Here is a 24722-nt window from a genome sequence, read left to right on the forward strand (position 1 = left end):
GTGGTCCTATGCTGCTAGTTATGCACGATCAGGCAGGGGCAGGGGCCCCGGACAACTTCGACCGTCTGTGGACCCCGCATCGTATGGCCTACATCAAGGGTGAGAACAAGCCGACCGGCACCGGCCCCGACGACGGGTGCCCGTTCGACGCGATCCCCAAGATGAGTGACGAGGACGGCCTGATCGTCGCCAGGGGCCAGAGCGTCTACGCGGTGCTCAACCTCTACCCGTACAACTCCGGCCACCTGATGGTCGTCCCCTACCGGCACGTGTCCGACTACGACGAGCTGCGTCCGGACGAGCTGGTCGAGATGGGGGAGTTCACGCAGAAGTCGCTGCGGGCCCTGCGCAAGGCCAGCGGCGCGCAGGGTTTCAACGTCGGCATGAACCTCGGCCACGTGGCAGGCGCGGGCATCGCCGCGCACCTTCACCAGCACGTCGTCCCTCGGTGGGGCGGCGACACGAACTTCATGCCGGTCGTCGGCCAGACCAAGGTCCTGCCTCAGCTACTTCGTGACACGCGCCAGCTGCTCGCCGACGCCTGGGACTGACTGCTCCCGCCGCATGAGCACGCCGATGCCGGTGGCCAGCAGGAGTGGTATGGCCAGCGCCAGCGCCATCGACAGCACGGCCGCGCCCGAGTCGTTGACGAGCATGCCGACCACGCCGCTGACCAGCGTGCCGATCAGGCCGGCCCGCAGTGCGCGGGAGTGCTCGAACGCCGCCGGCACCACTCCGGCCGAGGCCTGCTCGGGCCGCAGGATCGCGTACACGAGGAACGCCACGGCCACGATGACGATCGGCATCAGGTTGGGGTTGAGCAGCGTGCCGAGCATGGCCTGCAGCTTGCGCCAGATGACGTCGAGCGCCTCGCCGGTCAGCACCTGGCCCACGAACCTGCCCAGGTGCGTCTGCTCGTTGGCCGGCCTCAGATAGTTGATCCAGGCGAACGTCATCACGATCACCCCGCCGGCCACGCAGAACAACGCCAGCTTCACCAGCGACACCCGCCGGCCCGACAGGATGAGCGCGGTCACCGCGATGCCCGGCACGAACGCGATGACGCCGCCGAAGTCGCTGCCCAGCCCGGACCCGCCGAGCACCATCGCGGCCGCGCCGAGCCCCACGATCGCAGCCAGGCCGATCTTTCCGGGCCAGCGGTGCGCGATCATCGTCGTGGTCAGCAGCGTGCCGGTCGCGAACAGTGCGAACGGGATGTTGCCGAGCCCGAAGTAGCGGGCGCCCTGCTCGGCGCTGAAGCCCATGAAGCTGTTGAGCTGGAGCGTCGTGCCGGTCAGCAGGTCGCCGGCGAGCGTGAGCGCCGTGACGCCCGCGACCACGGCCAGCGGGCCGAGCGGCCGGCGCCGCCATGGCCCGGCCAGCGCCAGTGCGGTGATCGCCGCCCACCAGGCCAGCATGCCGCCGAACAGCTCCAGGTGGGTGGACCACGGCAGCAGGTTGACCAGGAACGAGGTGACGGGCAGGGCCGCCAGCGCCGTCGCGGCCGCGCGTATCCAGGGCAGTTGCTTGCGGCGGCGCAGCAGCAGGAACGCCAGCACGTAGAACAGGACCTGCAGGACCGCCAGGGCGGTGAAGTATTGTCCCTTCGCCGAGCGCATCGTCTGGGCGGTGGCGTCGGCGCGCTGGAGGTGCTCGAAGGTGGCGCCGTTCTCGCCGGCCTGCACCGGCACGCCCACGACCGTGGTGGGCACCGCCACGCCGAGCTTGGTCAGCGCGGTGGAGGTCAGGTCGGGCAGGATCGAGATGTCCTCGCGGCGGGTGGAGGCGGCGCCGAGCAACCGACCCTGCGCGCCGGGCTCACGCAGCGCGGCCACCCGCAGGTGGGGCACGGAGCCGTGGTCGGACAGGCCCGCGAGCAGCACCGTCGTGTCGGCGGGCAGGACCGACAGCAGCGCGCCCGCCTTGGCGTCGGCCAGGCGCAGTGCCTCGCGCCGCTGGGCCGCGGTGAGCTGGTCGGGCACCTTCGGCAGCCGGTCGCCGGTCAGGTAGGGGCGGATGAGGTCGTCCACGTCCATGGCGATCATCCGGCACTTCTCCAGGTCGGCGGTCCTGACCTGGAGCGGCGAGGCATGGTAGTGCTGAACGGCGCCCTGCCGGTCGGCCAGCCCGAGCGCGGCGCCCGGGCCGATGGCGATCGAGCACTGCCCGGCCGCCTTCAGCGACTCTCCGAGGATGCCGGCGTTACGCTGGCCGGCCACGTCGATGAGGTAGCGGTAGTCGGGGATGACGGCGCCCTCGCCCTGCTGCTCGGGCACCGGCGGCGCGCCGCAGCCGTAGCCGACGGCCGACCTGGTGCCCGCCGAGACGGTCAGCCAGCCGTCGTAGGGGCAGGTCACGTTGCCGACGGTGCGGACCGACAGCGAGCCGATCGCGCTGGATGCGGCCAGCTCCCAGAGGTTGGGGGTGTCGGCCTGGGTGAGGTCGTTCCAGTGCAGCCCGGACACCCCGATGAGCGCCACCCGGCCCGTCTGGCCGCGAGACTGCGCCGTCCGGCCCGCGAGGTCATGGACCGGCGCGGTGCCGTCGTCCACCTGCGCCATCCGACCGGCGCCCTCGTCGGCCCGTGCCGCCCCCGCGAACAGCCCCAAGCCGGTCAGCAGCTGGCCGAGCAGCACGGCCAGCACGACTACCGCGCGCCTCACCCCGATGACCTCCCGCGATCGATGATGTCCGTGGCACGGTAGAGGACGCTCGCCTCCAGGCGCCACAAGCCCGCGACTACCCTCTCACGAACCGAGGGTGTGCCGAGGCGACGTCGGCGTGGGAGCCGCGCTGCTCTGCCGGTCCTCGCACGGCGCGGCCCGCCACCCTGATGGGCGGCGGGCCGGATGGGGCTCGATCAGCTGCGGCGCAGTGGTCAGAACGCGTCGACCTTCACCTTGACCGGCGTGCTCTCGTTGTGCAGGCGGTCGAGCGAGGTGATCAGGTAGGTCCCCGGAGCCTTCACCGCGTACGACGGGTCGGAGACGACCGTGACCAGGTTACGGGCGTCCGCGGCCTGGCAGTCCGCGCCTGACTCCGGCAGCTGGTAGACCGCGTACGCGCGGGCCCCGGCCGACGGCGTCCAGGTCATCGTCGAGCCCGTGGCCTTGGCACCCGCCGGCTGGGCAAGGGCCTTCGCCCCGGCCGGCGCGGCCGGGGCCTGGCCGCCGCGCTCCTTCATGAGCGGCAGCAGGGCGGGGCGGCCGTAGTGCTCCTTGGCGACCCGGTCCATCGCGCCCAGCGGGTTGGTGAGCAGCTGTTTGGCGCTGAAGTAGACGTCACCGTCCACCTGCTTGTGCTTGCGGTTGAGTGTCAGGTGCGCGGCCATCTCCTCGGGCCTGGTCCAGGCCTTGTCGTCCGTGGCGCCGACCCGGTAGAGGGCCTGCCCGATGTACAGGTGCACGTCGGAGCCCTTGACGGCCTGCGCCCACCACGGAGCCAGCACCTTGTAGTCGGCCGCCTTGAAGCCGCGCGGCCAGTAGAGCTGCGGCATGACGTAGTCGACGGTGCCCGACTCGATCCAGGCCTTCGCGTCCGCATAAATCGAGTCATAGGCCGACATGCCGTTGGTGTTGGATCCGGACGGGTCATTCGACTTGTTACGCCAGATACCGAACGGGCTGATGCCGAACTTGACGTGGTTCTTCCGCGTGTGGACGGCCTGGTCCACCTCGGCGACGAGCGTGTTGACGTTGCCGCGCCGCCAGTCGGCCAGGCTCTTGCCCTTGCCGTACCTTGTAAAGGCGGCCTTGTCGTTGAACTGGCCGCCCTCGCCCGGGTACGGGTAGAAGTAGTCGTCGAAGTGCACTCCGTCCACGTCGTAGCGGTCCACCACGTCCGTGATGACCTTGACGACGTGCTGGCGCACCTGCGGCAGACCCGGGTTGAAGTAGAGGCGGTCACCGTATTTGACCGTCCAGTCCGGGTGCTGCCTGGCCGGGTGGTTGGCGGGCAGCTTGGAGACGTCGGCGTCGTAGGAGGCCCGGTAAGGGTTGAACCAGGCGTGGAACTCCAGGCCCCGCTTGTGGGCCTCGTCGATGAGGAACGGCAGCGGGTCCCAGCCGGGATCCTTGCCCGCGGTGCCCGTGAGGAACTGCGACCAGGGCTCGAGCGACGACTTGTAGAGCGCGTCGGAGGCGGGCCGCACCTGGACGAAGACGGCGTTGAAGTTGCGCTTGGCGGCGCTGTCCAGGATCTTGACGTATTCGGCCTTCTGCCGCTCGGCGGACAGCCCGCTCCGCGAGGGCCAGTCGATGTTCTTGACCGTGGCGATCCAGACGCCCCGGAGCTGGCGCTTCGGGTAGCGGGCGTCGGCCGTGCAGGCGGCCACGGGGGTGGCGGCGGTGGTCGTCTTCTTCTTGCTCGCCGCGGGGCTCTCGCTCGCACCGGGGCCGAACGCGTAGGCGGCGGAGGCGGTGACGACGGCGAGGGCTGCGGCGGCTAGGAGTGGGCGTCCAGTTCGCATAATGCCACCCAGTGTGACATCTGCTCAGGGATGGTCGGTACGAAAAACCGAAATGAAGTCGTGATGTCTTTGTGACAATACTCCATGGCTGGGCCGGGAGGGACCACAGCTTTCCCTCCCGGCTCCTCAGCTCATCCGAGCCCTCTCCTCGAGGCTCAGTCCTCGGCCGCCACCTTGGAGGCGAGGTTCGGCGGCAGCGGCTCGTAGCGCAGGAACGAGCGCGTAAAGGTGCCCGTGCCGTGTGACATGGATCTCAGGTCGATGGCGTAGCGCGTTATCTCCAGCTCGGGCACCTCGGCCTTGACCAGGGTGCGTCCGGTGCCGACGGGCTCGGTCCCGAGCACGCGCCCGCGCCGCGACGACAGGTCGGACATCACCGATCCCACGTGGTCGTCGGCCACCAGCACGGAGAGCTCGTCCACCGGCTCGAGCAGCAGGGTCGGCACCTTCGCCGCGGCCTCCTTCAGCGCCAGCTGGCCGGCGATCTGGAAGGCCATGTCGGAGGAGTCCACCGAGTGCGCCTTGCCGTCGTACAGCGTGACGCGCACGTCGACCATTGGATAGCCGGCGACGACGCCCCGCTCCATCTGGGCCCGCACGCCCTTCTCCACCGATGGGATGAACTGCCGGGGCACCACGCCGCCCACGATCTTGTCCACGAACTCGAACCCGCCGCCGGACGGCAGGGGCTCCACCTCGAGGTGGCAGATCGCGTACTGGCCGTGACCGCCGGTCTGCTTGACGTTGCGGCCCATCGCCTGGCACTTGCCGCCGAAGGTCTCGCGCAGCGGCACCCGCAGCTCGATCCGCTCGACCTCCACGCCGTGCCGCTTGGACAGCCGGTCGAGCAGCACGTCGGTGTGCGCCTCGCCCATGCACCACAGGACGAGCTGGCGGGTCTCGGCGTTGTTCTCCAGCCGCAGCGTGGGGTCCTCGGCCACGAGCCGGCCGAGTGCCTGCGACAGCTTGTCCTCGTCGGCCTTGGACTTGGCCCTGATCGCCACGGGCAGCAGCGGGTCGGGCATGGCCCAGGCGGTCATCAGCAGCGGCTGCTCGACGTCTGACAGCGTGTCGCCGGTCTCGGCCCGCGACAGCTTGGCCACCGCCACGATGTCGCCGGCCATGCCCTTGGCGGCGCCGCGCTGCTGTTTGCCCAGCGGGCAGGTCAGGGTGCCGATGCGCTCGTCCACGTCGTGGTCCTCGTGGCCGCGGTCGGCCAGGCCGTGCCCGGACACGTGCACGGTCATGTCGGGGCGCAGTGTGCCGGAGAAGACGCGGACGAGGCTGATGCGGCCCACGTACGGGTCGCTGGTGGTCTTGACGACCTCCGCCACGAGCGGCCCGTCCGGGTCACAGGCGATGCCCTTGACCGGTTTGCCGGACAGGTCGGTGATCTCCGGCATCGGGTGTTCGAGCGGCGACGGGAAGCCCTGGGTGATGACCTCCAGCACCTCCTGCATGCCGACGCCCAGCCCGCTGCAGAGCACCGGGTAGAAGCTGCCGCGTGCGACGGCCTTCTCCAGGTCCTCGATGAGGACCTTGGTGTCCATCGGCTCGCCCTCGAGGTATCTCTCCATGAGCGTCTCGTCTTCGCTCTCCTGGATGATGCCCTCGATCAGGGAGCCGCGGTATTCCTCGATCTGCGTCTCGTACTCCGCGCCGGGCTCCTTCTCGATGCGGGCGCCGGTCGCGTAGTTGTAGAACTTCTGGGTGAGCAGCCCGATCAGCCCGTTGACATGCCCGTTGGTGATCACCGGCAGGTAGAGGGGCGCCACGCCGTCGCCGAAGACGTCCTGGCAGGTGGCGAGCACCTCGTCGAAGTCGGCGCGCTGATGGTCGATCTTGGTGATCACGACCGCCCGCGGCATGCCGACCTGCGCGCACTCTTCCCAGAGCATCTGGGTGAGCCCGTCGATCCCGTCGGATGCCGACACCACGAACAACGCGGCGTCGGCCGCGCGCAGCCCGGCCCGCAGATCGCCCACGAAGTCGGCGTAGCCGGGGGTGTCGAGAAGGTTGATCTTGATTCCGTTGTGCAGCAGGGGGGCCAAGGCGAGATTGACCGACCGCTGTTGCCTGACCTCGACCTCGTCGAAGTCGCTGACCGTGTTGCCGTCCTCAACCCGTCCCGGGCGCTGAATAGTGCCCGTGGCGGCCAGCAGCTGCTCGACGAGAGTCGTCTTACCTGCTCCTGAGTGGCCGACCAGCACGACATTGCGTATCGCATCCGCCCTGTCGGCCGCGGGTGCCCTGCCCGCGGCTCCTGCGGCGCCTCCCGTGTTTCTTTCCGCCACGTCGCCTCCCGCGTCGTCGGTTTGTTTCCAACGCCGCGCCCGCGCGGAAGCTTGGCAGAAACCGCATGGACGCGGTGTGTTCACCAAATACCCGTGTGGCGGATATCACAAGAGGTGGAGGGCAAAGAAAGTTGTCAGGTCTTGATGGCCTACGATCGGACCGCGATGCTCAAACTCCTGCGCCCGGCCATGACCCGGATACTCACCCCGCTGGGCAGGGCCCTCGTGGGCCGCGGGATCGGCCCGAACGCCGTCACGGCGATCGGCACCCTCGGCACCGTCGTGTCCGCCCTGACCTTCTTCCCCCTGGGCCACCTGACCGTGGGGGCCCTTGTGATTACCGTCTTCGTGCTGTTCGACCTGCTCGACGGCGTGGTGGCCCGGCTCGGCGGGAAAGGGGGCAGCACCTGGGGCGCGTTTCTGGACTCGACGCTCGACCGGGTCGCCGACGCCGCCATCTTCGCCGGCCTGATCTTGTATTTCGTGTCCAGACAGGACACGCTGATGGCCTCGGTGACGCTGGTCTGCCTGATCGCCGGAACCCTGGTGTCCTACGCCAAGGCCAGGGCCGAGGGGCTCGGGCTCACGGCCGACGTCGGGCTGGCCGAGCGACCGGAGCGGCTGGTCGTGGCGCTGGTCGCGGCCTGCTTCTCGGGGCTCGGTGTGCCGTACATTCTGCCTGCGGGGATGTGGCTGCTGGCGGCGGCCAGCGTGATCACCGTGGGGCAGCGGGTGATGGCCGTTTACCGGCAGACGAGGGAGAAATGAGCGAGAAGGCGTCGTTCGGCGATCGCGTCGTGGCCGCGGGTTTCGCGGCCGGCTGGAAGCTCGTGCCGCTGCTGCCCGAGCGCCCGACGGCCGCGGTGTTCGGCTTCCTGGCCGACCGGGTGTGGGCCAGGCGCGGCAAGTCGGTGCGCCGGCTGGAGTCCAACCTGGCCAGGGTGACCGGACTCGACGTGGGCAGCCGGGAGCTGCGCGAGCTCACCAGGGCGGGCATGCGCTCGTACTTCCGCTACTTCCACGAGATCTTCCGGCTGCCGTCCATGAAGACCGAGGAGATCGTGCGGCGCACGCATGTCATCGGCGCCGAGCACGTCCACGACACCGTGGCGGCCGGGCGGGGCGTGGTGCTGGCGCTGCCGCACATGGGCAACTGGGACCAGGCCGGCGCCTGGCTGGTGGGCGTGGGCCATCCGTTCACGACCGTGGCCGAGCGGCTCAGGCCGGAGTCGTTGTTCCGCCGCTACGTGGCCTTCCGCGAGGGGCTCGGCATGGAGGTGCTGCCGCTGACCGGCGGCGACGGCCACAACTTCGCCTCGCTGGCCATCCGGGTGCGCAAGGGCGGCGTGGTGTGCCTGCCCGCTGAGCGCGATCTGACCAAGAGCGGCGTCGAGGTGCGCTTCTTCGGCGCCACCACGAAGGTGCCCGCGGGGCCGCCGCTGCTGGCCGTGCAGACCGGGGCCGCGCTGCTGCCGGCGATCGTCTACTTCGTCGACGGCGACTGGGGCATCCACATCCACGAGGAGGTCCCGGTCCCGCAGGAGGGCACCCGGCAGGAGAAGGTCGCGGTGGTGGCGCAGCGGCTGGCCGACGTGTTCGAGAAGGGCATCTCCGAGCATCCGGAGGACTGGCACATGTTGCAGCGGCTCTGGCTGGAGGACCTGCCTGCTCAGAAGGTCGGCCCATGAAGGTCGGCATCGTGTGTCCCTATTCATGGGACATGCCCGGCGGAGTCAAGCAGCACATCGACGACCTGGCGCAGGCGCTGATCGCGCAGGGGCACGACGTGTCGGTGATCGCGCCGGCGGCCGACGACGACGAGCTGCCCCCATATGTGACGGGAGCGGGGCGGGCGGTGCCGGTGCCGTACAACGGGGCGGTGGCCAGGATGTCGTTCGGCTTCCTGTCGGCGGCGCGGGTGCGGCGGTGGGTGCGTACGGGCCGGTTCGACGTGCTGCACATCCACGAGCCGCTGATCCCGAGCCTGGGCGTGCTGGCGTGCTGGGCGGCGAAGGGGCCGATCGTGGCCACGTTCCACGCGTCGTGGTCGCGCTCGCGGGCCATCGCGGTGGCCGAGCCGCTGCTGCAGAGCGCGCTGGAGAAGCTCAGCGGCCGCATCGCGGTCTCCGACGCGGCCCGCAAGAGCCTGGTGGAGCAGTTCGGCGGCGACGCGGTGCTGATCCCGAACGGCGTGACCGTCTCCCGTTACACCGAGGCCGAGCCGCTGGACGGGTGGGGTCCCGATGGGGCCACGATCGGCTTCCTCGGGCGGATGGACGAGGAGCGCAAGGGCCTGCCGATCCTGCTGGAGGCGTTCACGGCGCTGGCGGCCGCGCGGCCGGAGGTGAAGCTTCTCATCGCCGGTCCCGGCGACGAGAAGGACGTGTTCGAGCGGGTGCCCAAGCGCTTCCACGACCGGGTGACGGTGCTGGGCATGGTGAGCGAGGCCGACAAGATCCGCGCCTACCACTCGGTCGACGTGTTCTGCGCGCCCAACACGCGGGGGGAGAGCTTCGGCATCGTGCTGGCCGAGGCCATGGCCTCCGGGGCCACCGTGCTGGCCAGCGACATCCCGGCCTTCCGCAGGGTGCTCGGCCAAGGCCAGGCGGGCGCGTTGTTCGCCAACGGCGACGCCGGCTCGCTGGCGCGCGAGGCGGCCGCGCTGCTCGACGCGCCGGAGCGCCGTGCCAAGCTGGCCGCGGAGGCGCTGGTGGCGGTCAGGAAATACGACTGGTCCACGGTGGCGCGGGACGTGGTGCGCGTGTACGAGACGGTCACGACGAGCGGCGCGGGCCGCGTGGAGGAGGACCTGTGACCGCGGGCGGCCGGGGGGATGAGCTGTGACCTCCACCATGGTCATTCTGATCGTGGGCATCGTCGTGGTGCTCATGGCGGTGTACGTCTCCTGGCGGGCCGGCCGGCTCGACCGCCTGCACATCCGCCTGGAGCTGGCCCGCGAGTCGCTGGACGCCGCGCTGATGCGGCGCCGCGCGGTGGTGCTGGAGCTGGCCGGCGCGCGCCTGCTGGACCCGGCCACGTCGCTGGTGCTGGCCGCGGCCGCCCATGAGGCCAGGAGCGCCGGGCCCGAGGAGCGTGAGCACGCGGAGAGCGACCTGTCGCGGGCGCTGCGGGCGGCGGTGGACCAGGAGCGGTTCAGGGAGAAGCTGTCGGAGTCGCCTGGCGGCCGCGACCTGCTGGAGGAGCTCGACACGGCCGTGGCCAAGGTCGTCTACTCACGGCGCTTTTATAACAATGCGGTGGCGGTCACCCGTTCGGCGCAGCGCCGCTGGCTAGCGAGAACCCTGCGCCTGGCGGGTCATACGGAGTATCCCGATTTCTTCGAAATTGATGACAATCCGCCTGCGACTATGGCAACTGAATGACCTGATTTGGGGAAGCCAGTAAGCTTCATCCGGTTTTCGGGCTGAAGCGAGGAGTGTTGCAGGTGCGGCTACCCCGGATGATCACGCTCACACTTGCCGGAGCGGCCGTGCTGCTGCCCGTCGCGGCCTGCTCGTCGGACGAGCCGGCTCCAGGCAAGGTGCCACAGGCCGCTACCGTGGCGCCGAGCGAGGAGCCCGCCGAGGTCGAGGCGCACCCGTTCACCGGCAAGCCGTACGACGCGCTCAAGCCGGTGCTCGCCGTGAAGATCGAGAACACCGCGGCGGGCAAGCCCCAGCTGGGGCTGAAGAGCGCGGACATCGTCTACATCGAGCAGGTCGAGGCCGGGCTGACCCGGCTCATGGCGATCTTCTCCTCCAAGCTGCCGGCCAAGGTGGGCCCGGTCCGCAGCGCCCGCATCTCCGACCTGCACATCGCGCCGATGTTCGGCAAGCCGGCCTTCTCCTACTCGGGTGCGCAGACCCTGATGTTGCCGCTGATCGCCGAGGCGTCGCTGTTCGACGTCGGAGACACCCGCAACCCGGGGGCGTACTTCCGGCAGCCGGGCCGCTTCGCCCCGTACAACCTGTTCGCCAACACCAAGCAGCTGGTGGCCAAGGCGCCCAAGGCCAGCAAGGCCAAGGACGTCGGCTTCACCTTCGGCGACGCGCCGGCCGAGGGCGGCGTGGAGAAGAAGGCGTACACCGTCAAGTGGCCCGCCGCGCGCTTCACCTTCGCCTGGTCCGAGCAGCGCAAGATGTGGATGATCTGGCAGGACGGCAAGAAGGACATGGCCGCCGAGGGCGGGCAGCTCGGCGCGCCGACGATCGTCATCCAGTACACCAAGACGGAGCGCTCGCAGTTCCACGACAAGAACGACAGCTACACGCCGCTGGTGCACACCACGGGCAAGGGCTCGGCGATCGTGCTGCGCGACGGTAAAGCTTTCAAAGCCAAGTGGGAACGGGAATCGGAGAAGGACGGCACGACGTTCACCACGGAGAGCGGCGAGCCGATGAACTTCGCCCCCGGCCAGGTCTGGGTGGCTCTCGCCAGCCGCAAGCCCGTGATCCCCTGATCATCCTGTACAAGCTGGGCGACAAATCCTGACATCTTGGCATGTCGGGGTGGGAGTCCATCAGGACCTACCATGGGCTTGATAACTTACCGATTCGCCCTTGAGAGCCCGTGAGGAAGACCGTGTCCAGCAGCACGCCCCAGACCCCGCCGACCACTGGCCCCGTCACCGGAACCGCCCGCGTCAAGCGAGGCATGGCCGAGATGCTCAAGGGCGGCGTCATCATGGACGTCGTCACGCCCGAGCAGGCCAAGATCGCTGAGGACGCCGGCGCGGTGGCCGTCATGGCCCTCGAGCGCGTGCCCGCCGACATCCGCGCGCAAGGCGGCGTGTCCCGGATGAGCGACCCGGACATGATCGACGGCATCATCAACGCCGTGTCGATCCCCGTCATGGCCAAGGCCCGCATCGGCCACTTCCTCGAGGCCCGGGTGCTGCAGTCGCTCGGCGTGGACTACGTCGACGAGTCCGAGGTGCTCACCCCGGCCGACTACGCCAACCACATCGACAAGTGGCAGTTCACGGTGCCGTTCGTGTGCGGCGCCACCAACCTGGGCGAGGCGCTGCGCCGCATCACCGAGGGCGCGGCCATGATCCGCTCCAAGGGCGAGGCGGGCACCGGCGACGTCTCCAACGCCGTCACCCACATGCGCACTATCCGCGCCGAGCTCAAGCGGCTGGCCTCGCTGCCCGAGGATGAGCTGTACGTGGCCGCCAAGGAGCTGCAGGCCCCCTACGAGCTGGTGGCCGAGGTCGCCAAGGCCGGCAAGCTGCCGGTCGTGCTGTTCACCGCGGGCGGCATCGCCACCCCGGCCGACGCCGCGATGATGATGCAGCTGGGCGCCGAGGGCGTGTTCGTCGGCTCGGGCATCTTCAAGTCGGGTGACCCGGCCAAGCGCGCCGCGGCCATCGTCAAGGCCACCACGTTCCACGACGACCCCGACGTCATCGCCAAGGTCTCGCGCGGCCTGGGCGAGGCTATGGTCGGCATCAACGTCGACGACATCCCGCAGCCGCACCGCCTGGCCGAGCGCGGCTGGTAGTCCGGCGCGTCGTTGCAGGCCACGGACCTGCCTCCAGTGAGATGATCACTGCGGGCGGGGGCGCTGCCGGACGACGGTGACGACGGAAATTTCCGAAAGAGGCGACATCCGCGAAGGATGTCGTCTTTTTCGTGTTGTGCGGTGTTAACTACGCAGTCATGATCGTCAGTAAGGCTACGGGAAACCCCCTCACCCTCGATCGTCCCAGGAGCCACTGATGCCCAAGCTGAACCGCCGGCATTTCCTCGTCACCGGCTTAGCGGCAGGCGCCGCGGCGGCCATCCCGGCCACCGCCGCGCACGCCGACGATCCGGATCCTGCCGCCGAAACCGCCCAGAGCCTGGCCTCGCGCGGGCTGCGCACCGACCCGTTCACGCTCGGCGTCGCCTCCGGCGATCCCGACCACGAGGGCTTCGTGTTGTGGACCAGGCTCGCCCAGGAGCCTCTCGCCGAGGACGGCCTCGGCGGCATGCCGCAGCGCCCGTTCCCGGTGCTGTGGCAGGTGTACGCCGACGAGCGCCTTCGCCGCGTCGTCCGCTCCGGCGTGAGCGTGGCCGCGCCGGAATGGGGTCACAGCGTGCACGTCGAGCTGCAGAACCTCAGCTCCGACCGCGAGTACTGGTACCGCTTCCGCGTCGGCCCGTACGTCTCGCACGTCGGCCGCACCCGCACGGCCCCGCACCCGCTGTCGTACGGCGGCGGGCTGGCCATGGCCTTCGTCTCCTGCGCGCAGTTCGAGCACGGCTACTTCACGTCCTACCGCAGGCTGGCCGAGGAGCACCCCGACCTGATCCTGCACCTGGGCGATTACCAGTACGAGTACACCAAGAACACCTACAACATCCCCGGCGGCAACATCCGCCACCATGAGGGCCCCGAGACCGAGACCCTGGCCAACTACCGCCAGCGCCACGCCCAGTACAAGGCCGACCCCGACCTGCAGGCCGCGCACGCCGCCGCGCCGTGGCTGGTGGTGTGGGACGACCACGAGCTGGACAACAACTGGGCCGACGAGGTGCCGGAGCGGCCCGAGATCCCCCAGCCGAACTTCCTGTCCCGCCGCGAGGCCGCCTTCCGCGCCTACTACGAGAACATGCCGCTGCGCCGCACCTCCATCCCGCGCGGCATCGACATGCAGCTCTACCGGCGCATCCGCTGGGGCAGGATGGCCACCTTCCACATGCTCGACACCCGCCAGTACCGCGACGACCAGGGCTGCGGCGACGGCTACAAGGACTGCCCGGCCTCCATCGACCCCGCCCGCTCGATCACCGGGGCCGAGCAGGAGGCGTGGCTGCTGGACGGGTTCCGCCAGTCGCGGGCCCAGTGGGACATCCTCGGGCAGCAGGTGTTCTTCGCCCAGCGTGACAACAACGCCGGGCCCGCCAAGGTCACCAGCCAGGACGCCTGGGACGGCTACGTGGCCTCCCGGCGCCGCATCACGCAGGGCTGGGTCGATGCGCAGGTGCGCAACCCCGTGGTGCTGACCGGCGACGTGCACGCGCACTGGGCCAGCGACCTCAAGCTCGACTACGACGACCCGACCGGGCCGTCGGTGGGCTCCGAACTGGTGGCCACGTCGATCTCCACCGGCGGGAACGGGACCGACTCCGACCCGGCCACGCATCCGTTCCTGACGATCAACCCGCACCTGAAGTTCTACAACAACCAGCGCGGATACGTGCTGACGAAGATCGAGCGTGAGCAGATGGCGGCCGACTTCAAGGTCGTGCCCCGGGTCACCGATCCCGGCGCCGAGGTCTACACCCGGGCCACGTTCGTCATCGAGGACCGGGTGCCGGGGGTGCAGCAGACGTACCTGCGGCCGCTCGACCCGACGATCCTGCGCAGGCAGCCGATGACGAGCGAGGAGACCGTCCGCCTGGAGACCGAGCGCCCCTAGCGACCACACCGGCCCGGCCGCCGTCGCGGCCGGGCTGTGGTCCTCCTGCTCAGGCGCACCGTCGGCGCCAAGGCGGTGCCCGCTCACTAGGATGTCCGACCATGGTGGGACATGTCCTGCTCCTTGTGGCCGGATTGCTGGTGGCGCCCGCGCGTGCCGATCTGTCGGTCATGACCTGGAACGTCTGCACCGGCACCAACTCCGCCTGCCGCCTCTACCGGGCGAGCGCGCTCGAACTGGCCGAGACGATCGGCACGTACGCGCTCGACCAGCCGGTCAAACCCGACGTGATCTTCCTGCAGGAATTCTGCACAGGTGCGACCGGCACGCTGGAGCTCTGGCTGGAGCAACGCACCGGCCGCGGCTGGACGATCGGCTCGTGGGGCCTGCAGTCCGCGGACGGCGCCCCGTACGCCTGCCACCCCGACCGCCTCGGCCGCCCGCGCGGCGCGCAGAGCATCGCCGTCGCGGTGGCGGGCGACGCCGCCACGTTCGAGATCCATCCGCTGCCCGCCCCGCCCTGGTATGTCAAGCGCGCCGCCGTCTGCGCGACCATCCCCGCCAGGAAGGTCCACGCCTGCGGCACCCACCTGTCCTCCGGCGCCCAGTACGACGACCGGCAGCCCGGCGCGCCCTACCGGACCAGGCAGCTGAAACGACTGCTGGAGGTCGTCGCCAAGCCCGGATACCGGACGATCGCCGGAGGCGACCTCAACGTCTCGCCCCCGGACGGTGGGTACGGCAGCGCCGCCGGCCGCCGCGCGGTCGCGCCGTGGTACCGGGCGTATCAGGAATGCGACCAGCGCGGCGCGCGGCGCACCGGACGCTGGAGCCGCGAGGGCAAGAAACTCGACTACCTGTTCGCCCCGAAAGGCACGGTGCGGCGCTGCCACGTCGACCGCCGCGTCATCCTGTCCGACCACAAACCCGTCTACGCCAAGCTGGCCCTGTAGGCGCGGACTGCGTCCGCCACCTGCAGCGCGCCGCTGAACGCGCGCCGCTGAAGGAAGATGCCAGGCCATCCTGGTGTTGAATGGTCGGTACCCGCACCCGAACGGAAGGATCGACTGTGCCCACGATCGGCGTACTCGCTCTCCAAGGAGACGTGCGCGAGCATGTGCGCATGCTTCAGGAGGCAGGCGCGACGGCCCATGCCGTCCGCAGACCGGCCGAGCTGGACGCGGTCGACGGACTCGTCATCCCCGGCGGCGAGTCCACCACCATGTGGAAGCTCGCCGAGACCTTCGACATGCTCCAGCCGCTGCGGATGCGGATCAAGGAGGGCATGCCCGCCTACGGTTCCTGCGCCGGCATGATCATGCTGGCCGACAGGATCGAGGACGGCATCGCCGGGCAGCAGACGATCGGCGGCATCGACATGGTGGTCAGGCGCAACGCGTTCGGCCGCCAGGTGGACTCGTTCGAGGAGGATCTGGACTTCGCGGGCGACCGGGTGCACGCGGTGTTCATCCGCGCTCCCTGGGTCGAATCCGTCGGCGGCGATGTCGAAGTGCTGGGCCGGTGCGAGCCTGGGGATAGGATCGTCGCGGTCCGTCAAGGTCCGCTGCTCGCGACATCGTTCCACCCCGAACTCACCGGGGACGCTCGCGTGCACCGTTACTTCGTAGACATGGTTAGGGAGCTCTAAGTAATGTCCGGCCACTCCAAATGGGCGACGACGAAGCACAAGAAGGCAGCGCTCGACGCCAAGCGGGGCAAGCTGTTCGCCAAGCTCATCAAGAACATCGAAGTGGCGGCCCGCACCGGTGGCCCTGACCCGGACGCCAACCCCACCCTCTTCGACGCCATCTTCAAGGCGAAGAAGAACTCCGTGCCCAACGACAACATCGAGCGGGCCCGCAAGCGCGGCGGCGGTCTGGAGGCCGGCGGCGCCGACTGGCAGACGATCATGTACGAGGGTTACGCGCCGGGCGGCGTCGCGGTGCTCATCGAGTGCCTCACCGACAACCGCAACCGCGCCGCCTCCGAGGTGCGCGTCGCGCTGACCCGCAACGGCGGCTCCCTGGCCGACCCCGGGTCCGTGTCCTACATGTTCAACCGCAAGGGCGTCGTCATCGTGCCCAAGAACGGGCTCGACGAGGACACCGTGCTGATGGCCGTGCTGGAGGCGGGCGCCGAGGAGGTCAACGACATGGGTGACTCCTTCGAGGTCGTCTCCGAAGCCGGGGATCTGGTGCCGGTGCGCAAGGCGCTGCAGGAGGCCGGGATCGACTACGACTCGGCCGAGTCGAGCTTCCTGCCGACGATGAGCGTGCCGCTGGACGAGGAGGGCGCCAAGAAGGTGTTCCGCCTCATCGACGCGCTGGAGGACAGCGACGACGTGCAGAACGTCTTCGCCAACTTCGACGTCAGCGACGCGGTGCTGGAGCGCCTGGGCGCCGAATAGCCGCCTTCTCCGCAAAGCTCTGGGGCCCGTTCCTGCCGGGCCCTGGCTCTTGCATGCTCAGTTCCGTGCGGTTTCCTCGTGTGGGATCCAAGCCCGGGGCCCGTGGCGACCTTGAGATGCGCGCGAGGCCGGTGGCGGCGTAGGGTCGGGCGACGTGACTTCCCCCACCCCACCGCAGACGTCCTACCGGGCGCTCGGCTGGCTGCTGGCCGTGCCCGCCCTCTTCGGCGCGCTCATCACGCTGGTGCTGCCGACGGCGCAGACGATCTGGCTCAGCTTCCAAAGCGGCGGCGTTCTCAAGGAGAGCACCTATGCGGGGATGTCCAACTACGGTGAGGTGCTGGGCGACGACGCGTTCTGGCGGGCGCTCGGCTTCACGCTCTCGCTGACCGTCGTGCCGCTGCTCGTGGCCGTGGTCGTGGCGCCGCTGCTGGCGGCGGCTCTCGACTGGGGCGGCGCCTGGACGCGGCGGGCCGGGCGGATCGTGCTGTCCCTCGCGATCGTCACGTTCTCGCCCGTGGGCGTGGCGGCGGCCTGGATCCAAGGCCTGAGGCGGGAGGCGTCCGGCCTGGTCGCCCTGGCGCAGGGGCTGAGCGAGCCGGACACGGCGCCGGGCGCGCTGCGCCTGATCGTCGCCGCGGCGACGTTCGGCGTGGTGTGCTCGCTGGCGGTCATCGCGTTCCTGCCCACCCTGCGCGGCGGCACCGTCGCGCCCGCCATGCTCGTCGTCGGCGTGCTCGTGGCGCTCGCCACCGTCGCCGTCGGCCTGCAGACCTTCTCGATCGGGCTGGTCCTCACCAACGGAGGCCCTCAGCGCTCCACAGGGACCCTCGCGGGCCTCCAATACGACTTCGCCTTCAGGATGGCCCAGTTCGGCCGTGGTGCGGCCGTTGCGACGCTCACAGGTGCAGCCCTCGGCGTGCTGGGGATCGTCGCCACCGTCGTCGTCGCGGCCTCCCGGCTACGCATCACGCTCGCGCCTGCCGGCGGCACTCCCGCCCCTCCGGCCCCTCAGGCCTTCGCGCGTCCGGACGCCTGGCCGCAGGGCTCCGCGCCGCTGCCCGATGGATCCGCCGCCGCCGCACCTTCCGGCTCCGGCGGCTCGGACCGGCCGCCGAAGACGGCCGGGGTGGTGGTCGGGGTGGCGGCGCTGGTCCTCTTCCTGGCCGTGGGGATCCTGCTGTCCTGGCCCTGGATCTCCGGCGTGCTGGGCTCGCCCGGCAGTGCGGCGGGCGGGCTGCGTACGCAGGTCAACACCTGGGTGCCCGCCGTCGCCGGCGCGCTGGTGTCGGTCGGGGTCTCCTACCTGGCCGCTCTCGGGATCGGCGGTCTGCGGCCGCTCGGGCGCGGGAGCGAGTGGCTGCTGCTGGTGTTCGCGCCCTGGCTGTTCGTCGGCACCGGCCCCCTCGGCGTGGCGAACTGGCAGAACATGCGCAACCTCGGCCTGGTCGACACCTTCCTCGCGCTCTTCCCGCCCCTGCTGGTGAGCGTGCCGGCCCTGCTGGTGCTCACCCTGCTGTGCAAGGGACTGGCAGAGCGGAACGACAGGGACTTCTTCAGCGGTGTCGTCCTGCCCTCGCTGCCCATGGCCGGCATCCTGGTGGGCGCCGTCGCGCTGGTGAACGCCCAGGACCTGCTCTGGCCGCTGCTGGTCGCCCAGCAGCCCGGCCTGTTCACGGCGCCCGTCGCCCAGGTGAACGAGCTCGGCCGGTACGCCGTCGCCTCACCCGGTGTCGGCGTCACCACGCCGCTGCTCGTGGTCGTCGTCGCGCTGGCCATCGTGGTGGCCGCTCAGCTGCTCTATCTCGACCGGCTCGCCGTACGCGCAAATGGTTCGCGGCGCCGTATCCCGGCTGCGTAAGTTGGATCATTGTGGATATTCGCGATCTGACTCCGGAGGACCTCGACGACGTCCTCGACATCCGGAAGCGCTCGTTCGGCCCGCTTTCGGCTGCTGACGCCGAGCGCTGGCGTCGCTCGACGATCCCCTTGCTCGGCGAGGGCCGCTATCTCGGCGCCTTCGACGGCTCCAGGCTCACGGCCGCGGCCCGGCTGCGGCAGTTCACGCAGTGGTGGCACGGCAGGCCGCAGCCGATGGCCGGGATCGCGGGGGTCACCGTGTCGCCCGAAGATCGCGGGCGCGGCGTCGGCACGCTGATCATGCGGGCCGTCATCGACCGGGCCGTGGCGCTCGGCGACGCGGTCTCCGTGCTCTACCCCGCCACAACGCCGATCTATCGGGCCCTCGGCTACGAGCACGCCGGGGCGCAGCACAACGTGCGCCTCCCGGCCGAGGCGCTGCGGCAGATCCGCCCCTCCGGGCAGGTCAAGCTGAGCAGGATGGGGGCCGGCGACGGCGCCGAGGTCATCTCCGTGCTGCACCGCGTCCACGCCGCCGCCCGCGCCAGCGGTCCGGTCTCCTGGGACGAGCGCACCTGGAACCTGTGGCTCGAGGACGAGGACGACTTCCTCTACCTCGCCGACGACGGCTTCCTGATCTACCGGTGGAAGGGCGACGACATCCAGGTCGACAACCTCGTCGCCGGATCCGCGGAGACCGCCAGGACGTTGTGGTCCCTGGTCGGCACCGCCTCCTCGATCGCGCAGCACGTCCTCGCGCCCGTGGCGCCTGACGACCCGGTGCTGTGGCTGCTGCGGGAGCGGGGCAAGGAGCACGTCAAGCAGGTGCGCTGGATGTTCAGGGTGCTCGACGTGGCCGCCGCGATCGAGCGCAGGGGATATCCGCTGCCTGTGAGCTGCGAGGCCGTCGTCACCGTGGAGGACCCCGTGCGGGGTGGCGGCACGTGGCGGCTGGAGTTCTCTGGCGGGTCCGGCGCCGCCACGCCGGTGGGGGAGTCCGGCGCCGGCGCGCCGGGCGCGGTGCTCGGCGCGAACGGCCTGGCCGCCCTGTACTGCGGGGTTCCCACGAGCACGCTGCGGCTGGCCGGGCTCATGTCCGGCGACGACCGGTACGACGACGCCCTGGACGCCGTCTTCGCCGCCAAGCCGTACATGCTCGACTACTTCTGACAGGCTGTCCCGGGCGTGGGGTGTGTCTGTGACGGCATGCCGATGGCGGCTGTCCCGTGTGGGGCTCGCGTCAGAGGCGGTCGGCCGGGCGTTTCACGGTGCGCGGCCACCTCGGCCGGGGTAGAGTCTGGTGCCGAACAGGTGTTCGGCGGCGCGGGAGGGACAGGCCGGTGCGGGTGATGGGCGTCGATCCGGGGCTGACCCGGTGCGGTCTGGGCGCCGTCGAGGGGCGTCCGGGCGCGCCATTGACGCTGGTGGGCGTCGGAGTGGTCCGCACCGGCGCGGACGAGGAGCTCGGCACGCGGCTCGTCGGCATCGAGGCGGGGATCGAGCAGTGGCTCGACGACATCCGCCCCGACGCGGTGGCGGTCGAGCGGGTCTTCAGCCAGCACAACGTACGCACCGTCATGGGCACCGCCCAGGCCGCCGGCATCGCCGTGCTGTGCGCGGCCAGGCGGGGCCTGCCGGTGGCGCTGCACACCCCGTCCGAGGTCAAGGCCGCCATCACCGGCAGTGGCACCGCCGACAAGAAGCAGATCGGCGCCATGGTGACCCGCCTGCTGCGGCTGCCCGAGATGCCCAAGCCCGCCGACGCCGCCGACGCGCTCGCGCTGGCCATCTGCCACGTGTGGCGCGGCGGCGCCCAGTCCCGCCTCGCCGAGGCCCTGGCCCGGGCCACACGAAAGGACGTCAGGCGATGAACGCGTCGGTCACGATGAGTCATGCGGCGGGTCGCCCGTGGGATCGCGCCGTGCGTGGTCCGCAGGGTCGTGCGGCGGGTCGCCCGCTGGATGGCGTGGTGCGTGGTCCGCTGGGTCGTGCGGCGGGTCGCCCGCTGGGTCGCGTGGTGGGCCGCCTGCTGGATCGCGCGGCGAGTCGAGTGGCGATCGTGTCAGGTGCGGAGGGTGAGCTGTGATCGCGTCGGTGGCGGGACGGGTGGCGGCGATCGCGCCGGACGGGGCGGTGATCGAAGTCGGTGGGGTCGGCATGCTCGTCCACTGCACCCCGGGCACGCTCGCCACGCTGCGCGTCGGGGAGGCGGCCCGGCTGGCGACGTCGCTGGTGGTGCGCGAGGAGTCGCTCACCCTCTACGGCTTCGCCACCGACGACGAGCGGGCCGTGTTCGAGCTGCTGCAGACCGCCAGCGGCGTCGGGCCCAAGCTGGCCCTCGCCATGCTCGCCGTGCATACGCCCAACGCGCTGCGGGTGGCTGTGGCCGGCGCCGACCTCAAGGCGCTCACGCAGGTGCCGGGCATCGGGCAGAAGGGCGCCCAGCGCATCGTGCTGGAGCTCAAGGACAGGCTCGGGACGCCCGAGGAGGCCGTCAACGCCGCGCTCAACGGAGAGCGGCGGGTGGCGGTGTGGCGGGAGCAGGTCCACTCGGGGCTGGTGGGGCTCGGCTACTCCAGCAAGGACGCCGACGAGGCGCTCGCCGCCGTGGAGCCGGACGCCGACGCCGAGCTCGCCGCCGGCCGCCAGCCCCAGGTCGCCGCTCTGTTGAAGGCGGCGCTTCGATCGCTGAGCGTGCGATGATCGCGTTCCGGTCCTGTTCCGGTGGCGCTGTTTTCTCTGTAGGCAAGGCCGCCTCGCCCCGTCGCTGCGCGGTGAGTGCTGAGGGCCATACGGTGAGAACTTCGGACCCTGAGGTTGGCGATCCGGTGAGGGGGTGTGGTGGGCGTGGGATTTGAGCGTGAGCTCGTGTCGGCCGATGCCGCGGGCGACGAGCTGCAGATCGAGGCGGCCCTGCGGCCCAAGCGGCTCGGCGAGTTCATCGGCCAGGGCCGGGTGAGAGAGCAGCTGTCGCTCGTGCTCGAGAGCGCCCTTCGCCGGCGGCGGCCGCCCGATCACGTGCTGATGAGCGGGTCCCCGGGACTCGGCAAGACCACCCTGGCCATGATCGTCGCGGCCGAGCTGAACGCGCCGCTCCGCATCACCTCGGGCCCCGCGCTGGAGCGGGCCGGCGACCTCGCCGCCATCCTGTCCACGCTGGCCGAGGGCGAGGTGCTGTTCATCGACGAGATCCACAGGATGGCCCGGCCCGCCGAGGAGATGCTCTACCTCGCCATGGAGGACTTCCGGGTCGACATCGTCGTCGGCAAGGGCCCGGGCGCCACCGCCATCCCGCTCGACATCGCGCCGTTCACCCTGGTCGGCGCCACCACCCGGGCCGGGCTGCTGCCCGCCCCGCTGCGCGACAGGTTCGGCTTCACCGCCCACATGGACTTCTACGAGGCGGCCGAGCTGGAGCAGGTGCTCTACCGCTCGGCCAAGCTGCTCCGCCTCGACCTCCCCGCCGAGGGCGCCCACGAGATCGCCAGGCGCTCGCGCGGCACGCCCCGCATCGCCAACCGCCTGCTGAGACGCGTACGCGACTTCGCCGACGTGCGGGCCGACGGCGTGATCAACCGAGAGATCGCCGCCGCGGCGCTCAACCTCTACGAGGTGGACGCCGAAGGGCTCGACCGGCTCGACCGGGCGGTGCTGGGCGTGCTGCTGAAGAAATTCGGCGGCGGCCCGGTCGGCCTGTCCACGCTCGCCGTGGCCGTGGGGGAGGAGCCGGAGACGGTCGAGGTGGTGGCCGAGCCGTTCCTCGTACGCCAAGGTCTGCTGGCCAGGACGCCGCGCGGCCGGGTGGCGACCGCGGCCGCGTGGGCGCACCTCGGTATGACACCACCACCGGATGCGTTCGGAGCGTCACTTTTCGGCTGATCACAGAACGGTTGCAACCGTTTCAAATCGGGAACTTCCCCGCGCGCCGAAACGCTGCCTCGTTGCCGCGTTTCGCAACAAGCGCCTACACTCCGTGGCTTGGCTGGCTGTGTAGGCTGACGGGCTGAGCGGCGCGGCCCGAAGCAACGCACGGAATTTCCGGCGCGAGGCCGGTGTCAACTTTTTGTACGGCAATGAAAGGTCGCCCCTTATGGACATGGGACAACTCGGTAGCATCCTGCCGCTGATTCTTCTGGTGGTGGTGTTCTACTTCCTGCTGATCCGCCCCCAGCGCAAGCGCCAGCAAGAGGCGATCAAGATGCAAAACTCCCTGGCGCCCGGCACCCGCGTCATGACCACGACCGGTCTGTTCGCGACCGTTGTCTCGGTGGACAATGAGGACGTCGTCCTCGAGGTCGCGCCCGGCATCGAAACCCGCTGGGTGAAGGCCGCGATCGGCCGCGTCGTCGCCCCCGGAGAGCCTCCGGCGGCAGGGGAGCGGGACGCGGACGAGTCCGGGGAGGACACGAACGAGTCCGAGCCCAGCGCGGATCGCAACGACGGTCAGGACACCAACACCAAGCAGTCCTGACTAAGCTCTGCGACAAACCTCTATCCGAAAGAACTGACGACCAGTGGCCCGACCGACCAGCCGCCACAGCCGACCGGGGCGAACGCTCCTGGTGCTGCTGGCGCTCATCCTCGCCCTGGGCGGGACGATGTTCCTGCAGAAGGCGTATACGCCCAAGCTTGGACTCGACCTCGCCGGCGGCACGACGGTGACCCTGTCCCCCGTGACGCAGAACGGTGCCTCTCCTCCTGAGGAGATCATGGACCGCGCGGTCAACATCATCCGCGACCGGGTCAACGGCACCGGCATCTCCGATGCGGAGGTCGCCAAGTCAGGCGACAACATCATCATCTCCATCCCGGGCGTCGGACAGAATGAGGCCATCCAGCTGGTCGCCACCACCGCGGAGCTGCGTTTCCGCCAGGTGCTCGCCCTGCAGGCCACGCAGATTCCGCAGGAGCTGGCCACCAACGCTCCCACGCCGGCCGCCTCGCCCTCGGCTTCCGCGACGGGGTCGGCCAAGCCGTCCCCGTCGGCGGGCTCGCCGGCGCCCAGCGCCTCTCCGACGGGCAAGGCCCTGTCGTCGGCGCTGACCGCGCCAACCCCGAGCGCGCAGCCGACGGCCACGCAAGCCGGCCAGAAGCAGGACAAGAAGGGCCAGAACGCCAAGGCCACGCCGACGGCGAGCCCGACCGCCCCGGCCAGCACGCCGCCTGCTGAGGACCCCAACGCCGGGATCAACACCGAGGGCATCGACCCCGCGGTGCTCAAGCAGTTCCAGGCGCTCGACTGCGCCGACCCCAAGAAGCGCGGCCAGGGCGTCCAGGACGACCCGAAGAAGCAGTTCGCCGCCTGCGATGCCAACGGCAGCGCCAAATACGTCCTCGACGTCGCCAGGGTCGTCGGCACCGACATCGACACCGCCTCCGCGGGCATCCGCCAGGGCACCACCGAGTGGATCGTCCAGCTCGACTTCAAGAGCAAGGGCGCGGGCGAATGGGGCAAGCTCACCACGGAGGCCTACAACGCGCAGGCGCCGCGTAACCAGGTCGCGGTCGTCCTCGACGGCGTCGTCATCACCGCGCCCAACATCATCAGCCCGATCCCCGGCGGCCGGGCCGAGATCACCGGCGGCTTCACCCAGGCCAGCGCCACCACGCTGGCCGACCAGCTGAAGTACGGCGCGCTGCCGCTGAAGTTCAACCGCAGCTCCGTCGACACGGTCTCCTCGACCCTGGGCCAGGACCAGCTGCGGGGCGGCTTGATCGCGGGCGTCATCGGGCTTGCGCTCGTGGTGCTCTACTGCCTGCTCTACTACCGCGGCCTGGGCATCGTGGCGGTGCTGAGCCTCGTGGTGGCCACGGTCATCACGTACACGTCGGTGGTCGTGCTGGGCACGAACGCCAACTTCCGGCTGTCGCTCCCGCACATCATCGGCTTGGTGGTCTCGATCGGCATCACCGCCGACTCCTTCATCGTCTACTTCGAACGCATACGTGACGAGATGAAGGAGGGGCGGCGCACGCTCCGGGCGGCCGTCGAGGTGGCCTGGGTCCGTGCCCGGCGCACGATCCTGATCGCCGACGCCGTCATGTTCATCGCCGCGATCGTGCTCTACTTCCTGGCGGTGGGCGGTGTGGCCGGGTTCGCGTTCGCGATGGGCCTTACCACGCTGATCGACGTCGTGGTGGTGTTCCTGTTCACGAAGCCGTTCATCGCCATGCTGGCGAAGGTGAAGTTCTTCGCCAAGGGGCACCCGCTGTCCGGTCTCGACGCCGAGCGTATGAGCGAAGTCAGCAGCACGACCGGCCGCACGACCACTCCGCAGGAGGCCTGAG

General features: G+C 70.2%; 21 protein-coding genes. 18 read left to right on the top strand and 3 right to left on the bottom strand.

Features of this window, described 5'->3' with window-relative positions; translation table 11 throughout:
* Positions 1-20: 20 nt before the first annotated feature.
* Positions 21-551, top strand: coding sequence for an HIT family protein (locus OHA25_RS32235; RefSeq protein ID WP_305921658.1), 531 nt, complete (start codon positions 21-23; stop codon positions 549-551).
* Here the strand turns inward: OHA25_RS32235 and OHA25_RS32240 are convergent.
* The 3 genes from OHA25_RS32240 to OHA25_RS32250 all read right to left on the bottom strand — a co-directional run bounded on the left by OHA25_RS32240 (position 507) and on the right by OHA25_RS32250 (position 6762).
* Positions 507-2663, bottom strand: a complete 2157-nt coding sequence (locus tag OHA25_RS32240) for a hypothetical protein (RefSeq protein WP_327580712.1) — start codon at positions 2661-2663, stop codon at positions 507-509. The two genes, OHA25_RS32235 and OHA25_RS32240, sit on opposite strands and share 45 nt — an antisense overlap.
* A gap of 215 nt (positions 2664-2878) precedes the next feature.
* On the bottom strand, positions 2879-4468 hold the full coding sequence (locus OHA25_RS32245) for a glycoside hydrolase family 10 protein (RefSeq protein ID WP_327580713.1): 1590 nt from the start codon (positions 4466-4468) through the stop codon (positions 2879-2881).
* Between the two features lie 155 nt (positions 4469-4623).
* Positions 4624-6762, bottom strand: a complete 2139-nt coding sequence (locus OHA25_RS32250) for an elongation factor G-like protein EF-G2 (RefSeq protein ID WP_327580714.1) — start codon at positions 6760-6762, stop codon at positions 4624-4626.
* A gap of 144 nt (positions 6763-6906) precedes the next feature.
* Here OHA25_RS32250 and pgsA point away from each other — a divergent pair, with 144 nt between their 5' ends.
* The 17 genes from pgsA (at position 6907) to secD (ending at position 24721) form a co-directional block, all read left to right on the top strand.
* Positions 6907-7530: a phosphatidylinositol phosphate synthase gene (gene pgsA, locus OHA25_RS32255; protein ID WP_327580715.1), complete on the top strand. Its 624-nt coding sequence runs from the start codon at positions 6907-6909 to the stop codon at positions 7528-7530.
* Complete coding sequence (locus tag OHA25_RS32260; RefSeq protein ID WP_327580716.1) at positions 7527-8450, top strand: phosphatidylinositol mannoside acyltransferase; 924 nt, start codon at positions 7527-7529, stop codon at positions 8448-8450. The genes pgsA and OHA25_RS32260 overlap by 4 nt, the downstream gene beginning before the upstream one ends.
* A complete protein-coding gene (locus tag OHA25_RS32265; protein WP_327580717.1) occupies positions 8447-9577 on the top strand; it encodes a glycosyltransferase family 4 protein in 1131 nt (376 codons plus the stop codon). Before OHA25_RS32260 ends, OHA25_RS32265 begins: the two co-directional genes overlap by 4 nt.
* Before the next feature lie 37 nt (positions 9578-9614).
* Entirely contained in the window at positions 9615-10145 is a 531-nt protein-coding gene (locus OHA25_RS32270) for a hypothetical protein (protein ID WP_442942217.1), read from the top strand.
* Between the two features lie 62 nt (positions 10146-10207).
* Positions 10208-11221, top strand: a complete 1014-nt coding sequence (locus OHA25_RS32275) for a DUF3048 domain-containing protein (protein WP_327580719.1) — start codon at positions 10208-10210, stop codon at positions 11219-11221.
* Between the two features lie 110 nt (positions 11222-11331).
* On the top strand, positions 11332-12264 hold the full coding sequence (gene pdxS, locus OHA25_RS32280) for a pyridoxal 5'-phosphate synthase lyase subunit PdxS (protein ID WP_305921667.1): 933 nt from the start codon (positions 11332-11334) through the stop codon (positions 12262-12264).
* A 217-nt stretch (positions 12265-12481) separates the two neighbouring features.
* Positions 12482-14167: an alkaline phosphatase D family protein gene (locus OHA25_RS32285; RefSeq protein ID WP_327580720.1), complete on the top strand. Its 1686-nt coding sequence runs from the start codon at positions 12482-12484 to the stop codon at positions 14165-14167.
* 101 nt (positions 14168-14268) lie between these two features.
* Complete coding sequence (locus OHA25_RS32290) at positions 14269-15120, top strand: endonuclease/exonuclease/phosphatase family protein (RefSeq protein ID WP_327580721.1); 852 nt, start codon at positions 14269-14271, stop codon at positions 15118-15120.
* An 80-nt stretch (positions 15121-15200) separates the two neighbouring features.
* Entirely contained in the window at positions 15201-15815 is a 615-nt protein-coding gene (gene pdxT, locus OHA25_RS32295; RefSeq protein ID WP_327580722.1) for a pyridoxal 5'-phosphate synthase glutaminase subunit PdxT, read from the top strand.
* A gap of 3 nt (positions 15816-15818) precedes the next feature.
* Complete coding sequence (locus tag OHA25_RS32300; protein WP_327580723.1) at positions 15819-16574, top strand: YebC/PmpR family DNA-binding transcriptional regulator; 756 nt, start codon at positions 15819-15821, stop codon at positions 16572-16574.
* A 154-nt stretch (positions 16575-16728) separates the two neighbouring features.
* On the top strand, positions 16729-18435 hold the full coding sequence (locus OHA25_RS32305) for a hypothetical protein (protein WP_327580724.1): 1707 nt from the start codon (positions 16729-16731) through the stop codon (positions 18433-18435).
* Positions 18436-18446: 11 nt separating this feature from the next.
* Positions 18447-19604, top strand: coding sequence for a GNAT family N-acetyltransferase (locus OHA25_RS32310; protein WP_327580725.1), 1158 nt, complete (start codon positions 18447-18449; stop codon positions 19602-19604).
* Positions 19605-19774: 170 nt separating this feature from the next.
* Positions 19775-20305 carry a crossover junction endodeoxyribonuclease RuvC gene (ruvC, locus tag OHA25_RS32315; protein WP_305921673.1) on the top strand — a complete coding sequence of 177 codons (531 nt, stop codon included), beginning with the start codon at positions 19775-19777 and terminating at the stop codon, positions 20303-20305.
* Between the two features lie 211 nt (positions 20306-20516).
* The gene (ruvA, locus tag OHA25_RS32320) at positions 20517-21137 is read left to right on the top strand and encodes a Holliday junction branch migration protein RuvA (protein WP_327580726.1); all 621 of its coding nucleotides are present in this window, start codon (positions 20517-20519) and stop codon (positions 21135-21137) included.
* A 144-nt stretch (positions 21138-21281) separates the two neighbouring features.
* Entirely contained in the window at positions 21282-22313 is a 1032-nt protein-coding gene (ruvB, locus tag OHA25_RS32325; RefSeq protein ID WP_327580727.1) for a Holliday junction branch migration DNA helicase RuvB, read from the top strand.
* A 217-nt stretch (positions 22314-22530) separates the two neighbouring features.
* On the top strand, positions 22531-22905 hold the full coding sequence (gene yajC, locus OHA25_RS32330) for a preprotein translocase subunit YajC (protein ID WP_327580728.1): 375 nt from the start codon (positions 22531-22533) through the stop codon (positions 22903-22905).
* A gap of 43 nt (positions 22906-22948) precedes the next feature.
* Positions 22949-24721, top strand: a complete 1773-nt coding sequence (secD, locus tag OHA25_RS32335; protein ID WP_327580729.1) for a protein translocase subunit SecD — start codon at positions 22949-22951, stop codon at positions 24719-24721.
* Position 24722 lies beyond the last annotated feature (1 nt).

Source organism: Nonomuraea sp. NBC_00507 (assembly GCF_036013525.1).
Taxonomy (GTDB): domain Bacteria; phylum Actinomycetota; class Actinomycetes; order Streptosporangiales; family Streptosporangiaceae; genus Nonomuraea.

Bases quoted from the DNA above. Each gene is read 5' to 3' on its own strand.
- OHA25_RS32235 (WP_305921658.1), top strand. From the start codon at position 21: ATGCACGATCAGGCAGGGGCAGGGGCCCCGGACAACTTCGACCGTCTG.
- OHA25_RS32245 (WP_327580713.1), bottom strand. From the start codon at position 4,468: ATGCGAACTGGACGCCCACTCCTAGCCGCCGCAGCCCTCGCCGTCGTC.
- pgsA (WP_327580715.1), top strand. From the start codon at position 6,907: ATGGCCTACGATCGGACCGCGATGCTCAAACTCCTGCGCCCGGCCATG.
- OHA25_RS32260 (WP_327580716.1), top strand. From the start codon at position 7,527: ATGAGCGAGAAGGCGTCGTTCGGCGATCGCGTCGTGGCCGCGGGTTTC.
- OHA25_RS32265 (WP_327580717.1), top strand. From the start codon at position 8,447: ATGAAGGTCGGCATCGTGTGTCCCTATTCATGGGACATGCCCGGCGGA.
- OHA25_RS32270 (WP_442942217.1), top strand. From the start codon at position 9,615: ATGGTCATTCTGATCGTGGGCATCGTCGTGGTGCTCATGGCGGTGTAC.
- OHA25_RS32285 (WP_327580720.1), top strand. From the start codon at position 12,482: ATGCCCAAGCTGAACCGCCGGCATTTCCTCGTCACCGGCTTAGCGGCA.
- OHA25_RS32290 (WP_327580721.1), top strand. From the start codon at position 14,269: ATGGTGGGACATGTCCTGCTCCTTGTGGCCGGATTGCTGGTGGCGCCC.
- pdxT (WP_327580722.1), top strand. From the start codon at position 15,201: ATGGTCGGTACCCGCACCCGAACGGAAGGATCGACTGTGCCCACGATC.
- OHA25_RS32300 (WP_327580723.1), top strand. From the start codon at position 15,819: ATGTCCGGCCACTCCAAATGGGCGACGACGAAGCACAAGAAGGCAGCG.
- yajC (WP_327580728.1), top strand. From the start codon at position 22,531: ATGGGACAACTCGGTAGCATCCTGCCGCTGATTCTTCTGGTGGTGGTG.